At 69.1% G+C, this 13,915-nt stretch carries 15 protein-coding genes and 1 tRNA gene; 11 read left to right on the plus strand and 5 right to left on the minus strand.

Annotated features, from left to right (window positions below; genetic code table 11):
- The first annotated feature begins 74 nt into the window (after positions 1-74).
- A tRNA-Thr gene (locus tag ACIRB1_RS32410) sits at positions 75-148 on the plus strand.
- A gap of 128 nt (positions 149-276) precedes the next feature.
- Here the strand turns inward: ACIRB1_RS32410 and ACIRB1_RS32415 are convergent.
- Together ACIRB1_RS32415 and ACIRB1_RS32420 are read right to left on the minus strand one after the other, a co-directional pair.
- The gene (locus tag ACIRB1_RS32415; RefSeq protein WP_403467884.1) at positions 277-1,920 is read right to left on the minus strand and encodes a tyrosine-type recombinase/integrase; all 1,644 of its coding nucleotides are present in this window, start codon (positions 1,918-1,920) and stop codon (positions 277-279) included.
- Positions 1,917-2,618: a helix-turn-helix domain-containing protein gene (locus tag ACIRB1_RS32420; RefSeq protein WP_403467885.1), complete on the minus strand. Its 702-nt coding sequence runs from the start codon at positions 2,616-2,618 to the stop codon at positions 1,917-1,919. The genes ACIRB1_RS32415 and ACIRB1_RS32420 overlap by 4 nt, the downstream gene beginning before the upstream one ends.
- A gap of 94 nt (positions 2,619-2,712) precedes the next feature.
- Here ACIRB1_RS32420 and ACIRB1_RS32425 point away from each other — a divergent pair, with 94 nt between their 5' ends.
- The 5 genes from ACIRB1_RS32425 (at position 2,713) to ACIRB1_RS32445 (ending at position 8,416) form a co-directional block, all read left to right on the plus strand.
- A complete protein-coding gene (locus ACIRB1_RS32425) occupies positions 2,713-2,943 on the plus strand; it encodes a hypothetical protein (RefSeq protein WP_328880190.1) in 231 nt (76 codons plus the stop codon).
- Between the two features lie 233 nt (positions 2,944-3,176).
- Positions 3,177-4,478, plus strand: a complete 1,302-nt coding sequence (locus tag ACIRB1_RS32430) for a DUF3631 domain-containing protein (protein WP_403467886.1) — start codon at positions 3,177-3,179, stop codon at positions 4,476-4,478.
- Positions 4,479-4,905: 427 nt separating this feature from the next.
- The gene (locus ACIRB1_RS32435; protein WP_403467887.1) at positions 4,906-5,769 is read left to right on the plus strand and encodes a DUF2637 domain-containing protein; all 864 of its coding nucleotides are present in this window, start codon (positions 4,906-4,908) and stop codon (positions 5,767-5,769) included.
- 344 nt (positions 5,770-6,113) lie between these two features.
- Positions 6,114-6,674 carry a MobC family plasmid mobilization relaxosome protein gene (locus ACIRB1_RS32440; RefSeq protein WP_403467888.1) on the plus strand — a complete coding sequence of 187 codons (561 nt, stop codon included), beginning with the start codon at positions 6,114-6,116 and terminating at the stop codon, positions 6,672-6,674.
- Positions 6,671-8,416: a relaxase/mobilization nuclease domain-containing protein gene (locus tag ACIRB1_RS32445; protein WP_403467889.1), complete on the plus strand. Its 1,746-nt coding sequence runs from the start codon at positions 6,671-6,673 to the stop codon at positions 8,414-8,416. The genes ACIRB1_RS32440 and ACIRB1_RS32445 overlap by 4 nt, the downstream gene beginning before the upstream one ends.
- A gap of 44 nt (positions 8,417-8,460) precedes the next feature.
- On the opposite strand, the gene ACIRB1_RS32450 is transcribed toward ACIRB1_RS32445, so the two are convergent.
- Genes ACIRB1_RS32450 through ACIRB1_RS32460 form a run of 3 tightly spaced genes read right to left on the minus strand, consistent with a single transcriptional unit; the run spans position 8,461 to position 11,009 of the window.
- The gene (locus tag ACIRB1_RS32450; protein ID WP_403467890.1) at positions 8,461-9,285 is read right to left on the minus strand and encodes a WbqC family protein; all 825 of its coding nucleotides are present in this window, start codon (positions 9,283-9,285) and stop codon (positions 8,461-8,463) included.
- Positions 9,227-9,895 (minus strand): YdcF family protein, encoded by a 669-nt coding sequence (locus ACIRB1_RS32455; RefSeq protein ID WP_403467891.1) that lies wholly within the window; start codon positions 9,893-9,895, stop codon positions 9,227-9,229. Before ACIRB1_RS32455 ends, ACIRB1_RS32450 begins: the two co-directional genes overlap by 59 nt.
- Before the next feature lie 13 nt (positions 9,896-9,908).
- Positions 9,909-11,009: a helix-turn-helix domain-containing protein gene (locus ACIRB1_RS32460; protein WP_403467892.1), complete on the minus strand. Its 1,101-nt coding sequence runs from the start codon at positions 11,007-11,009 to the stop codon at positions 9,909-9,911.
- Positions 11,010-11,162: 153 nt separating this feature from the next.
- Here ACIRB1_RS32460 and ACIRB1_RS32465 point away from each other — a divergent pair, with 153 nt between their 5' ends.
- Genes ACIRB1_RS32465 through ACIRB1_RS32485 form a run of 5 tightly spaced genes read left to right on the plus strand, consistent with a single transcriptional unit; the run spans position 11,163 to position 13,878 of the window.
- A complete protein-coding gene (locus tag ACIRB1_RS32465; RefSeq protein WP_403467893.1) occupies positions 11,163-11,588 on the plus strand; it encodes a hypothetical protein in 426 nt (141 codons plus the stop codon).
- Positions 11,589-11,599: 11 nt separating this feature from the next.
- Positions 11,600-12,001, plus strand: a complete 402-nt coding sequence (locus ACIRB1_RS32470) for an ATP-binding protein (protein WP_403467894.1) — start codon at positions 11,600-11,602, stop codon at positions 11,999-12,001.
- Positions 11,998-12,576 carry a hypothetical protein gene (locus tag ACIRB1_RS32475; protein ID WP_403467895.1) on the plus strand — a complete coding sequence of 193 codons (579 nt, stop codon included), beginning with the start codon at positions 11,998-12,000 and terminating at the stop codon, positions 12,574-12,576. The genes ACIRB1_RS32470 and ACIRB1_RS32475 overlap by 4 nt, the downstream gene beginning before the upstream one ends.
- Positions 12,577-12,586: 10 nt before the next feature.
- Positions 12,587-13,714 (plus strand): radical SAM protein, encoded by a 1,128-nt coding sequence (locus ACIRB1_RS32480; protein ID WP_403467896.1) that lies wholly within the window; start codon positions 12,587-12,589, stop codon positions 13,712-13,714.
- Positions 13,711-13,878: a hypothetical protein gene (locus ACIRB1_RS32485; RefSeq protein WP_403467897.1), complete on the plus strand. Its 168-nt coding sequence runs from the start codon at positions 13,711-13,713 to the stop codon at positions 13,876-13,878. Before ACIRB1_RS32480 ends, ACIRB1_RS32485 begins: the two co-directional genes overlap by 4 nt.
- Positions 13,879-13,915: the final 37 nt, after the last annotated feature.

Genomic DNA, 13,915 nt, shown 5'->3' on the forward strand with positions numbered 1-13,915 from the left:
GGGGTGTACGGAGCACCCCCAGAAACTGTGTAGACTTTCCGACGTTGCTGATCGCACCATGGTGTGGACAGCGCGCCGCCTTAGCTCAGATGGCCAGAGCAACGCACTCGTAATGCGTAGGTCTCGGGTTCGAATCCCGAAGGCGGCTCGGATTAACCCCAGGACTCACTCGCCGTGACCTGGGGTTTTTTCATGCCTGGGGCGTGGCGGGGCGCACGATGGGGATGCCGTGGGAGTGCTTGCGTGAGCGATGCGTGAGCGGAGCGGCTCGGGGATCTACTTCTTGGGCTTCCGGCGCTTGGCCTTCTTGCCCGCCTTGGCCTGGGCTTTCGGTTTGAGCTTCGGCTTGCCGCCCTTTGCCTTGCCGGCGTTCTTGGCCTTCTCCTTCTTCGCGGCCTTGCGTGCCGCTTCCTCGGCCTCGGCCTTGCGCTGGAGAGGGACGAGCTTCGCTGTGGCCTCGGCGGCGCTCTTGCCCACGTGGGGGAGCACGCTCTGGTAGATGTCCCGCGTGATCCGGGTGTCGCTGTGCCCGAGGGTGTCCGACACGATCTTGATGTCGATGTCGGCGGCGAGCATGAGGGTGGCAGCGCCGTGGCGCAGGTCGTGCAGCCGGATCGGCGGGAGGCCGGAGGCGGCGACGAGCCGCTCGAAGAGGTCGGTCACCTTGCCGGGGTGGAGCCAGGAGCCGTCTTCCTGTGTGAAGACGTGGCCGGTGTCGACCCAAGCCGATCCCCATTCTTCGCGGGCAGCGTCCTGGCGTTCACGGTGGCGCTTCAGGACATCGACGGTGTCGTCGTCGAGCGCGACCACGCGATAGCCGCTGTCCGTCTTGGGATCGGACGCCTCGACCTCCCAGCCGTCCTGCACGAGTTGGGAGGAGACGGTGAGCGAGTGGGTGTCGAGGTTCGTCTCCGACCACGGCTGCCCGCACGCCTCGCCACGGCGCAGGCCGCGGAAGGCGATCAGGTGCCACATCGCGTACAGCCGGTCATCGGCGACGAAGTCCAGGAAGGCGCCGGTCTGTTGGGGCGTCCAGACCATCACGGGCGACGGCTTCTCTCCCGTCTGCTCCCACTTGGCGACCCGCTCGTCCGTCCAGACCAGGGCCTTCGGCTTGCGTACGGGGTCGATCTCGACGTAGGCGGCCGGGTTGAACGTGATGATCTGCTGGCCGATCGCGTCATTTAGGGCCGCACGAAGGGTCGCCTTGATGTGCTGGCGTGTGGCGGGGCCGGTGATGCGCCGGAAGGGCGGCATCTCGTCGATCGCGGCCTTCATCGCCTTACGGCGGGCACGGTGCTCCGCGCCCTTCCATGGGATGGTCGCCAACTCGTCGAGTGCGGCTCGGCGTTGGGCGTTGTCCTCCAGGATCTGGGCGTTGGCGTCGCGGATGTCGGTGAACATCTCGCTGAGGTGGCTGACGCGCAGCCGGTCCAAGCGCCGGTTGCCGATGCGCGGCTTCAGGTGGACGCGGATGTCGGTCTCGTAGCGGTTGAGGCCGGACTTGCGTATGCGCTTGCCGGCCAGCCACCGGTCGAGCCATTCGGTGACGGTCAGGCTGCCGATGAGGTCCCGGCCGGCGTTGAGGCGCCGCCGCGTCTCCTCGACCTCGGGCAGGGGCGAGCGCTCGCGGCTGACCTCGGCCAGCATCTCAGCGATGAGTTCGGTGCCCTCGGGGTCGTCCGATTCGGCGAGTCCGAGGAGGGCGCGTACGTGGTCGAGGTCGGCCTGGGCGGCCTTGAGACTGCCGTATCCGCCACGGGCGAAGGAGCGACGGCTGCCGTCCTCGCGAGGTGAGAGCTCCTGGCGTACGGAGTAGGTGCAGTGGTTCCTGCTGTTGCGCTTGGGGCAGGAGGTGCCGAGTTCCTTGCCGGTCTTCGGGTCGCGGCAGGAGCAGCGGCGGTAGGTGGAGCCCTTCAAAGATCATTCTCCTCGGTGGTGTCGGGGTCGGTGCCGGTCGATTCGATGGCGCTGATGACGTCGGGCCACAGGTGTGGGGGTGTGACGCCCTCTTCCTCGATAAAGGCGCGGACCCGGTGCAGGCGTCTCTTGGCCTTCTCGGCGGCTACGGCGGCCTGCGCCTGGGCTCGAAGGGCCTCGGCCTTTCGATCCGCGTTGGGGGCGGTCTTGGCCTGGTAGCGGGCGTGTTCCTCGTCTTGCTGTGCGCGGCGCATCTGCTCCTGCGCGGCGTGGTGGGCGCGGAAGTAGCGGAGCATGTCGTCGTCCGTGCCGAGCGCGGTCTCCTCCCCGGTGAACCAGCGCAGCGCGTTCAGCGACGTGGTCGGGTGCTGGAGAGGAAGGCGTTGTACGTCCTCGACGTAGCCGACGGGATAGAGCAGGCAGATGGGCGGGGTGTTGAGCGCCTCGGCCAGCACCATGACGTCTACCAAGGGCAGGTTGGAGCGACGCCCGGACTCCATGTTGGCGATGACGTTGCGAGGGATCGGATGGCCGATCTCCTCGCACTTGTCGGCCAAGTCCTGCGCGCTCCAACCCAGTTCCTTCCGTCGTCTGCGGACCTCGCCGGCCACGGTGGACATGACCTGGTCCACCCACTCCGGGACGTCGTCCCCGTCGTCGGCTTTCTTCTCTCCAGGATGGCTACGGCGTTGTGTCATGGAGACACGTTAGCTCGCTTAGCGTTGATTCCAAGACCTGGAGACGGACGCGGAGGTCACGTTCGCCGTGGGCTCAGTCATGGATGGAGTGCGCATGCGCGAGAACGAAGACGCCGGATGGGTGAAGGGGATGGGTCGCGAGGAGCTTCTGAGGCTCCCGGCGGCCGTTGACCTGGAGACGGGCAACCGGGCGTTGGGGCTCGGCCGGAGCAAGGGCTACGAACTGGCCAAGCGCGGCCAGTACCCGTGCAAGGTGCTCAGGCTCGGGAACGCCTACCGGGTGGTGACCGCGGACCTGTTGGCCTTGCTGGGGCTGGCCGCGTGAGGCACCTGACGCGCCATAGGTCATTCTGCGCTGAGCTGACACAGAAACGCTGGACTGTGGCATGGCGTGGACGTACTGTCCGTGGTCGCTCGCGGTACCGAAACCCCCGCGAGCAAAGGGAGAGCCTCCGGCGGTGCAACGCCGGAGGCCCCGAGACTCCCCAGCAATCCCGTGAGATCCGACCCGGCGGCAGGGGCGTGCAAGCCCGACACCGCCAGACGAGGAGCCGCCCAGTGCAACCCGAGAACCCCGACTCCTATTCCGCCTCCGCCCGAGCGGCCTGGCCCGCCACAGCCATCCCCGGCCGGCCCGGCTCCCGCCTGCGCCCCGACCAGGCCGGCGGTGCCACAGTGGACGCGTACGACGGTCCGGCCGACGGCAGCAGCGAGGCGGACCCGGCGAGGGGCCTGGAGTGCATTCCCGACGCGGAGCCGACACCGGGCTCGAAGCTGCTGGACGAACTACGCTCCCAGATAGCCCAGTTCGTGATCCCGCCCTCATCCGAGGCGCTCGACGCGATCACCCTGTGGGTGGCGGCGACGCAGCTCCAGCCCGCGTGGCAGCACGCCCCACGGCTGGCGGTGGTCGGGCCTGCGAAGAGGTGCGGGAAGTCACGGCTCTTGGACGTGCTGACCGAGACGGTCCACGAGCCGATGCTCACCATCAACACCACACCAGCGGCCATCTTCCGCTCGATCAACGAGGATGAGCCGCCGACGCTGCTGGTGGACGAGGCCGACACCATCTTCGGCCCCAAGGTCGCGGAGAAGAACGAGGAAACACGCGGCCTGCTCAACGCCGGTCATCAGCGCGGCCGTTACGTCACCCGGGTCGTCGGCAACGATCACACCCCGCACAAGTTCGCCACCTTCGCCATGGCGGCCATCGCGGGTATCGGAGACCTGCCGGACACGGTCATGGACCGGTCGGTCGTCATCCGCATGCGCCGCAGGGCCGAGGGCGAGAAGGTCAAACCCTTCCGCTCGCGGCGCGACATCCCGGCCCTGCACGAGCTGCGCGACCGTATCCGGGCCTGGGCCCTCCCGCTGCTGGAGGACGCTGCGGTCTTGGAGCCGGAGATGCCGGTCGAGGATCGAGCCGCCGACACCTGGGAGCCTCTTGTGATCGTCGCGGACCTGGCCGGTGGTCGCTGGCCACGGCTCGCACGGATCGCGTGCGCACGGATGGTCGCCGCCGAGGTGGCGGCCGAGGAGGACCACCCAAGCGGGGCGCGCATCCTCGCTGACATCCGACGGGTCTTCTTCGCGCAGCGGGAGGCGGACAGCCTCTCCACCGAAGACCTCCTGCACCACCTGAACGCGGATGCCGAAGCCCCGTGGGGAGAGCGTGGACGCTACGGCCTGACCTCCCGGGAGCTCAGCGGGATGCTGCGCGACTATGACATCCGGCCTGGCAACGTGCGCATGGCCGACCGGACTCAGCGCAAGGGCTACACGCGCAACAAGTTCCTCGACGCATGGCGGCGGTACTGTCCCACCGTCCACCCGGTCGAATCCCCTCGCGGCGAGGTCTGAGCCCCGCCCCTTGGCTGCCGTCCTTGCCGTCCCTGCCGTGATCTCGCAGGTCAGAGCGCGCATCGGCAAGACGGCAACAGAGGGCAAGACGGCAAACCAGATGTCTCCTCCGCGCGGGTAGTTCACCTGTCGGGAGACACCACCCACATCCGTCTTGCCGCGTCCCAGGCGTCCTTGCCGTATCGCCGCTGGTCAGAGCCTCGCTTGCCGGGACGGCTGCCGCGACGCAGCCGTCCCGGCATGGGCAAGCCACCTCCGGGCCAGAGCCGAATCGAAGCCGCCGCTTCCCTGCCCCGGACCGGGACAAGACGCTGGCGCTGCTCGCTGAGACGGCATGTGCAGAGCGCTGGCGTCCCGCGCTGACCTGCACCTGCAACGGCTGAGACGGCAAATACGCCCCACACCACCACCCCCAGGAGTTTCCCGCTTGACCGCCCCGGACCTCACCACGCAAGCACCACAGCCACGAGACGACGCCCGCGACGAAGGGCAGCCGAAGAGGCGGGCTGACGCCGAGCAGCTCGCGCTCGGCGCGGCCGGCATCGTCATCGTCGCCCTGACAGCCGGAGCGTTCTGGCTCTCCTACGCACATCTCGCCGACGTCGCCGGCCAGCACGGGCTCGGAGTAGCCCCGATCCGCCGCTGGGCCTGGCCCGCCACGCTGGACGCGTTCATCGTCGCGGGCGAACTACTCATGCTGCGCGCGGCGCTGCGCCGTACAACCGACCCCTGGGCGATCGCCGTGACCGCCGCCGGATCAGTCGGCTCCATCGCGTTGAACGTCGCCGGGGTCAGCGGAGTCAACGGCACGGGCGACGCGCGCAGCGTCCCGCTCCTCGACTACGTGGTCGCAGCCGTTCCTCCGGCCGCCGCGATGGTCGCCTTCGGCGTCCTGATGCGGCAGATCCACCAACTCGTCGCACCGTCCGACGACTCCTCGGGCATCGGTTCCGTACAGCTGCGGGGCCGGTCGGTCGGCGGCCTCAGCCACAGCCACGGGCCGGATGCCGCTCCCGATGGTGCGCAAGCTCCCGGTGACGAGTGGACAGAACCTGCGCCCCAGGTACCGGGGACCAAATCGAGCGGCGGTCGGCCACCGAAGGCGACCATCGCGGAGCTGGCGGACATCGGCCGGACCACCGGCCACCAGCACGGCAAACTCACGCGCGGCCTGCTCCGAGCAGCCGTCAAGGACCGAGACCTGGCGATCGGCAGTGAGCGGCAGACCGAGGTGATGGAGCTGCTTCGGCCGGAACTCGAAGCAGCCGGTATCGAGGTCTCCAAACGCTGACACCGGGCTTGCCCGGGTGACCGGAACTCTTGCGGCCACCCGGGCACCGGCCGACCGGCCCGCAGATTTCCACACCTGTGGACGACGCGAGGGCCTCGCCGCGCAGACGCCTCCGCCTCACTCGCAGAGCCCCACCTGGAGCATCCGCCTTGTCACACAACCAGCACCTGCCTGACGGCACCCACGCCGAGCCGCCTGCACCGCCGCGGTCCCCTCCGCTGCTCGCACGGCTGAGGCGGGCGTTCGGAAGGACGGCCTCTGGCGGAGAAGGGACGGCTCTTGGCGGAGCCAGTAGTACCCCGAGTCCGACTCAAAGCCGGTCTTCGGGGATCTCCGCCCCAGGGGTGGCGGAGACGCTCCAGCGCCAGGGGGCGCCGGACCGGGAGGTCGGAGCCGAGGGCGGCTCCGACCAGGACGAGCTCCATACCGTCCAGCAGCAAATCCTCCGCCCCGTACCCACCACCGAGCCGTCGGCCGGTGAGCGAGCGGTGCAGAGCGTCCAGCCGGCGATCCGTCGTTTCACCGGCACCAAGCGGACCGTCCGCGTCGGCCCGCTGCGCTTCACCGGCGACGAGCACGCCGCCCTCCAGGAGGCTGCGGCCGAGCATGGCTACAAGGGGGAATCCGGCTTCGCTGCCGACATCGTCCTCGCGTTCGTCGCCGGCCGATTCACCGCCAACCTTCCGCTGTCCGAGGACCGCCGTCGCACGCACATGTTCCGCGCCCAAGTGCTGCGCGAGCTCAACCGCATCGGGGTCAACGTCAACCAGATCGCCCGCGCCCTCAACAGCGACCTGACCCCACTCGACGTACGCGACCGTCTCGACGAGCTGCACCACCTGTTGGAACTGATCGCCGAGGCGCTGCGCGAACCCGCAGCCCCCAGGAAGGACGAGACCGCGTGATAGCCGCCATCAAACCGGCCGGGGCCAACACCCGCGGTCTGCTCGCCTACCTCTACGGTCCCGGCCGTCATGACGAGCATCTCGACCCGCACATCGTCGCGGGCTTCGCCATGCTTGGAATGCCAGATCCCGGCCGGGACCCCGATGCCACCCTCACCCAGCTCGCCCGCCACCTCGACGAGCCCGTCCGGCTTCGCAACAGCGAGTTCGGAAGGACGGTCACCGACCACGTCTGGCACTGCCCCGTCCGCGCGGCCCCCGAGGACCGGCACCTCTCCGATGCCGAGTGGGCCGACATCGCCCAGCGGGTCGTCGAGGCAGCGGGTATCGCTCCACTTGGAGACGATCTGGGGTGCCGGTGGATCGCCGTACGTCACGCGGACGACCACATCCACATCCTCGCCACCACCGTCCGCGAAGACGGCCGCCGCCCCAAACTCCACGACAGCGGTATCCGCGTCGGCAACGCCTGCCGCCAGATCGAGTCCGACTATGGCCTGCGCCAACTCAAGAAGGGGGACCGCACCGCCGGGCGCCGCCCCACCCAGGCCGAGATGCACAAGGCCGAACGCCTCGGCTGGGAGCAGACCAGCCGCGACTGGCTCCAGGAGCACATCCGCACCGCCATCCCCCACGCCGGCAGCGCCGAGGAACTCCTCGCCTACCTCGAAGCCGACGGCATCGCGGTCAAGCCCCGCCGCGGACCATCCGGAGACCTCCTCGGCTACGCCGTCGGCCGCCCCGGCGACATCAACAGGGACGGCGAACAGATCTTCCACCCCGGCGGAAAGATCGCCCCCGACCTCACCCTTCCCAAGCTCAAGGCCCGCCTGGAAACCGCCGCGCCAGAGGAACACCCCACCGCCCGCCGCGACCGTCCCAGTACCCCTTGGCACCGAGCCACCGACGTCCTCGACACGCTCCACTCCGAGTTGACCAACGGGACCGGCGACGGCGACGACTCCGGCAAGGACGCGCGAATCCAAGCCCACATAGCCGCACTCGGCGAACTGATCGAGGCCACCGCTCAGCACGCCCCTGAGGATCTACGCGCCGAATTGCGTTCAGCATCAAGGGCGTTCGTTCGCGCTCAACGCTCCCTGATTCGTGCCGAGGACCGCGCTGGCGATGCGGTACGCATAGCGGCCCGCGACATCATCCACTCCGGCACCGGCCCGGACGGCAGCGCACTCTCCGCCCTCCTCGCCGCCATGATCTGGGCAACGATCCTCGCTCAGCGTTGGCACGAGGCGAGGAACCACGCTCACCAGGCCGACGCAGCAGGCCAGACCCTCCGCCACCTCCAAGCCGCCGCCGACAACGCTCTTGTCCCAGTGCTCGCCGACCTGGAGCGCCGCCAGCCGAGCGAACAGGTCCGCTGCACGTTTACCCACGACGTCCGCGCTGCCGTCCCCGACCACGCCGAACGCATCCTCGCCGACGAGAACTGGCCTGCTCTCGCAGCAGTCCTCGCCGATGCGGAGGCCGGTGGCCACAAGCCGCACCAGCTCCTCAAGGCGGCCGCCGAGCAACGCGAACTCGACACCGCCCGCCGCCCGGCGCGGGTCTTGATCACGCGTATCCAGCACACCGCCCGCAACCCCGTACGTATCAGCCGAGCCGAAGCCGCACGCATCCGCTCGACGCGGTCGATACCAGCGGCCAGCACTACAGCCTCGGCCCTGCAGCATCCGCCAGCGCCGGTTTCCGCGCCGGAGCGTGGGAGCCGCCCGCGACGGTAGCGGTCGCAGGAGGCAGCCCTTCGTGGCTCCGGACCGCTGTCACCTCAGACAGACGTTGCCGGTGACCGCAGTTCAGGCGCGGTGGCCCGGAGTGCGGCATGGCCGTCGGCAACGGCACGGAGACGGGAAGCCAGGGTGTCCGAGCCGAGCGACGCCAGTGCCCACAGGGCACTCAGTCGGCGTGCGGTCGACCATATGCCGGTAGTCGCGGGCCGGAAGGCAGCCACGGAGATGTTCCTGGCAGCGAACGGGGCGGGGTCGAGATACGTCATGCCACCGGTCCCGCACAGGTACGCGCGAGCACCCGTCGCGGCGGCCAGGTCGGCGAGCCGGAGGGAGCGGCCTGGCCTGGCGGGCAGGAGGCTGCTCCTGAGGATCCGGCCCCGCCAGCCGAGCAGGTCGAGCAGCACGCGGGTGGAGGTCTCAGCTATCACCGAGGTCCGGCCGGTGGCGAAGGCGTCCAACACCGGGTCCAGCGCTGGGGCGAGAGAGGGCCAGTGCGGGCTGGCTCCGAAGTTCTGCCGCAGCATTCCGGCGGTCCTGCGGCGCGCGAGTTCCGCGTTGTCGACCAGCGCGTCTCGGATGAGGGTGGATCGCCCGCGCGGGAGATGGGTGGGGATGGAGAGCCACTGCTGGCGGCCTGGTGCGTGGATGGCGGCGAGGCGCGCTCGGTGCTGGTAGTCGCGGCGGGTGAACTGCACATCGTCCAGGACGATCCAGTAGTCCGCCGCGAACAGCTTGGCCAGTGTCGTCAGCCGCGGGAACAGGTTGGGCTGGTGGATCGCGCACAGCCCGCCGGGAGCGGGCTGTTCACGAGGCGATGAGGCGGCTGGTGAAGCCGGAGCGAATGAGAGATTCGTACGCTGCATGTACGTCCTCGGGGACTTCCTGCTCGATGGCGAATCCGAGCTTCGGATACTCGATGACCCGCTGGAGGTCGCCGGCGAGCATGTCCAGAACGAGCTTCTCGTCCCCGATGCTCTTCAGGTAGTCGTCGAACTCCAGCGGCTCCGACGCGCAGAGGAACTCGATGTCGGGCCACAGCTTGCGGGCGGTCGCGAACGATCGCCGTTCCATGTACGGCTTGGAGACCAACAGCACCGTGGCCGGATGGAAGCCGGAGGCGGCGAGGACCTCGCGGGAGAGAGTGATGTTCTCTCCAGTGTTGGCTGCGTGGGGCTCCAGCAGGATGGCGTCGGCAGGGACACCGAGCCCGATGGCGTGCTCACGGAAGTGGATCGCCTCCCCGCGAGGGAAGACCTTGGCGGTGGTGGGGCTGTTGCCGCCGGTGAACACCAGCGTCTGGAACAGTCCGGCGCGGTACAGCTCGGCGGAGCGGGTTGCGACGCCTAGATCGTGGCTTCCCAGTCCGATCGCCACGTCGACGGGCCGCAGCTCGTGCTGCATCTGGTGGTAGTCCCAGATCAGCTTGGCCTGGTGCCACTGGTCCTCGGTGATGCCCTGATGGTCGTTGCGCACGCGTTCTCCCTGGTCACCGTTGCCGGGGCCCGGTCGGCCCCTCACTCATGGCCTTGACGCCCTCGATGCTGCGCAGTTGGTGCACGAGTCCGTACTGCGCGGCCACATTGGCGGCCTGGTCGAGGACGAGGATTCCATCATCCTGGGTCGCCGTATCGGAGAGCAGGATGTGGCCGTGAGCGGTGTCCAGTCGTACGCGTTGCATGGGTGAGTCGGTTGTCCCGCTGCTTCGGGCGATGTCGATGAAGTGCAGGGCTTGGGAAAGGTCGCCGGCACCACGGCGGGCCAGGGCGAGCTTTTGGTGGGCCACGGACCAGTCGTCCGGTTCGGTGAGGTCTTCGAACTCGCGGGTCGCCGCCTGCATGACGCGGGTCGCGTAGTCGTGCTCGCCGTCTTTGCTCAGCGCCGTCCCCACCCACAGCCGTGCACGAGCCCGGTCGCGGCGGGAGAGCCGGTCGTCGACGGCGAGGGTCTCGTAGTTACGGGCGGCCACTTCCAGCTTGCCGGACATCTCGGTGACGACGGCGAGCGACAGATCGAGCTGGGCGACGCGGCGGGGGATGTCGAGCTGGCTGAAGACCGTACGGGCACCGGCGTAGGAGTGCTGGGCCGAGAGCGGGCCCAGGACGATGCCTTGGTCGCGTTTGAGGTCGCCGAGCAGAGCGGTGGAGCGGGCAAAGAGGTACAGGCCCTTCTCGTCCAGCTCATGGGCCTTGAACCGGCTCAGCCACCGGGTGAGAAGGCTGTCGGCGAAGGCGAAGTTCTGCCGGGCCAGGGCGACCACGACACGGTCGAGGTCATCGGCCCAGGACTCGTACTCCCACGCCCTGGGGCCGGACGAGGCGACACGTCTGCCGACAGCCGCGACGGTGCCGGCCATCTCCGACAGGAGCGTCTCGAAGCGCAGGTGGACCGCGGCGTCCGCTCGTCCGAGGGCGGTGTCGAGGATGGCCTGGGTATCGGGTCTCGGCTCGGTAGCGGCGAGCTTGCTCTCCCACTTCGACACGGTCGCGACCGCCAGTCCCAGGCGCTCGGCGAAGGCCCGCACGCTCAGCCGCAGGGCGAGCCGCAATGCCTTGGCCTCAAGCCCGGTCCAGTGGTGCACGGTCGCCACGCGTCGCTCCCTTCCACCAGCCATCGAAGCAGACCTGAGGAGACAGCGGGACGGAAGTGGAACGGAAGTAGAACAGGCGGTGATTTCCGGCGAGTTGGTCCGACGCCATGCTCGGAACGTCACCACGTCTCGAGCCTTTGGAGGGTCCCAAGCATGGAACCTCTTACGGAACATCGCCTGGTCAGCGGCCCGGTCGTCTACGGCTTTCTGCGGCTGGCACACGTAACCCGAGCACGGCAGGAAGCGCTGGCCGCCTCGCTGGCCGAGTACTGCCGTAGCCACGAGCTGCAGTTGTCCGGCCTTTTCACCGACCGCGACGCTGCCGGACCGGCGTCAGCGGCGTTCACCGGTCTCCTCGACGTGCTGGCGCTGCCGGACGTCTACGGCGTCGTCGCCCCCGCCATGTCGCACCTGGGCCCGAAAGCCGTAGCGGCCGAACGCGGGCGACAGATCGCTTCGGCCGGTGCTCGGCTGCTGCTGGTCCGGCGCCCGCGTCCCGCCTACTCGACCGCCTCTCGATGCGGTCTCGTCCACCGTCCGCGCTCCGGCACCACTCGCGTCGTGGATGCCGAGTCATGAGGACCATCGCGATGACCAAGACGATCCAGAGGTTCTTCGAGTCCCGGCCCGAATCGGTCGGCGAGGCACGGACTTTCACCACCGAGGCCCTGACCGGCTGGGGTCTGCTGGACCGAGGCGAAGACGTCCGACTCTGCGTCTCCGAACTCGCCACCAACGCCATGCTCCACGGGACCGCCCCCGGCCACGGCTTTCTCGTCAGACTCGACGCCGACGACGAGGTCGTACGCCTGGAAGTACACGACAGCCGCCGCCTCCACCCCCACCCCCGTCGGCCTCGCGACACGGACACCGCCGGCCGCGGTCTGCTCCTGGTGACCGCACTTGCCGACGGCTGGGGCGTGGAGGAGCGCACCCCGTTCGGGAAGATCGTCTGGTCGTGCTTCAAAGCCCCGGGCGGGACGACATCATGAGCGTCACGCTCACCCCATCCGGCCCTGAACTGCACCTCTTGGTGTCGCTCGCTGCTTGGACCTGGCCGGGTGCCGGACCGGACGGCCGCGAGATCGCGCACATTCTGATCACGCACACCACGGCCCTGACTGACACCGGCACCGCCGTCACGGCCGAGGACCGAATGCGGGGACTGTCCGCGTGCCTCGGCGGCCTGACCGGAGCCCGTGAGGTCATCCCAGAACTGAAGCCCTGCCTTCAACTCGTCGGCGACCATGTGCTGCTGCACATCCCCGGGGCCTCTCGCCGACTGCGGCTACCCACCCGCCGTACCTGGACCGAACTGGTCACCCGCACCAGCGAGGCGATCCTCATGCTCGGTCTCGATCCGCTGCCACAGTCCGCCGGCGCCGCTCGCCTCGACGCCTACCTGGACGCGGCCCTCGCAGCCGACCGACTGCTGTTCGGGCGCGTCCAGTTCCCGCCGCCAGCCCCGCGCGCTGACGTCTGCTCGACCTGCGACGGCAGCGGCACCGACCCGACCTCGGGCCGCGCATGCCCGGACTGCTCCCTGCACTGCCGACTCGAACCGTGAAAGGCACGCCATGCACCAGCTCATCGCCGCCCCTTTCCTCGACGGCCACCTCCTGCTGCGCCCCGGAGCGCGATCCGGCGCCCGCATCCCGGCCACCCACTACGAGCAACTCCACGCCGCCGACGGCGCGCAGCCCTTGCCCGAGTGGACGGTCGACCTGGCGGCCGAAGTCTGGGGCCTCGACGTGGCCGGCGCCCCGACGAGGGACACGCTCCTGATCCGCGAGCCGTCCGCGTACGGATACTGCCGGGCCTCCTGGGAGATCAACCTCGGATGCAACTTCGGCTGCAAGCACTGCTACCTCGGCGAACGCCCCTTCTCCGGCCTCACTTGGGAGAACAAGGTCAAGCTCCTGGACATCATGCGCGAGGCAGGCGTCATCTGGCTCCAGATCACCGGCGGCGAACCGACCATGGACCCGCACTTCCAGAACGCCTACCGGTACGCCTGGCTGGCCGGAATGATGCTCACCATCTCCACCAACGGCTCCCTGCTCTTCCACCCCGAGCTGCTCCAACTCTTCCGGGAATGCCCGCCGTATCGCCTCGTCGTCAGCATGTACGGCGCAAGCGAGGAGTCCTTCGACGCACTCACCCAGCGGCGCGGCGCCTGGAAGGCTTTCCGGCGCGGGATGGACGCCGGCCGCGCCGCCGGGCTGCCGCTGCGCATCAACATCGTGGTCACCGAGGACAACGCGCGCGAAGCCGACGAGATGGCCGCGCTCGCACGGGAGTGGGGCGTGGAGCATCACGCGTACACCAATATGACCCCGACGATCTACGGCGGCGGTGAACCCCTCCTCGCCCAGTCCGCAGACCACCTGCGGCAGCGCAAACCGTTCGCCGGATGCAACGCCGGCCACACCTTCTTCCACGCCGACCCGCACGCCAGGGTCTCGATCTGCAAGGTCGGCCGCGACGACCAGATCGACCTCATGGCCGAAGGCATCGAAGGACTGCGACGGCTCGGCACGATCGCCGACCGCCTGATGCTTCGCACCGGAGGGTGCGAGGGCTGCGCCCTGTCCGGCACTTGCCGGGTCTGCCGCCCCCTGGCCAAGCACTACCAGGAGGCGAAGGCGCCGCTGCACAGCTACTGCCAGCACGGAGACAAGGAGAAGGAGAAGGTGACCCCATGACGCCCGGACCCGTACCGGTGCAGATCCTGACCGGCCCGCCCAGCAGCGCCCGCCGCGCGGCGCCCCCGGTGGCCTCGGCCGCCGTGACGCTCGTCGCGGACCTGGACGACGTCGTCGAGAGCGCTGAATGCTCCTGCGACGCCGGCGATGACAACCCCCACTAATCCCGGCCCGACCGATGTGCTCCGGCCCGTCCCACCG

Origin of the sequence: Streptomyces sp. NPDC096013 (assembly GCF_044763565.1) — a bacterium.
In the GTDB taxonomy this organism is placed as follows: Bacteria; Actinomycetota; Actinomycetes; order Streptomycetales; family Streptomycetaceae; genus Streptomyces.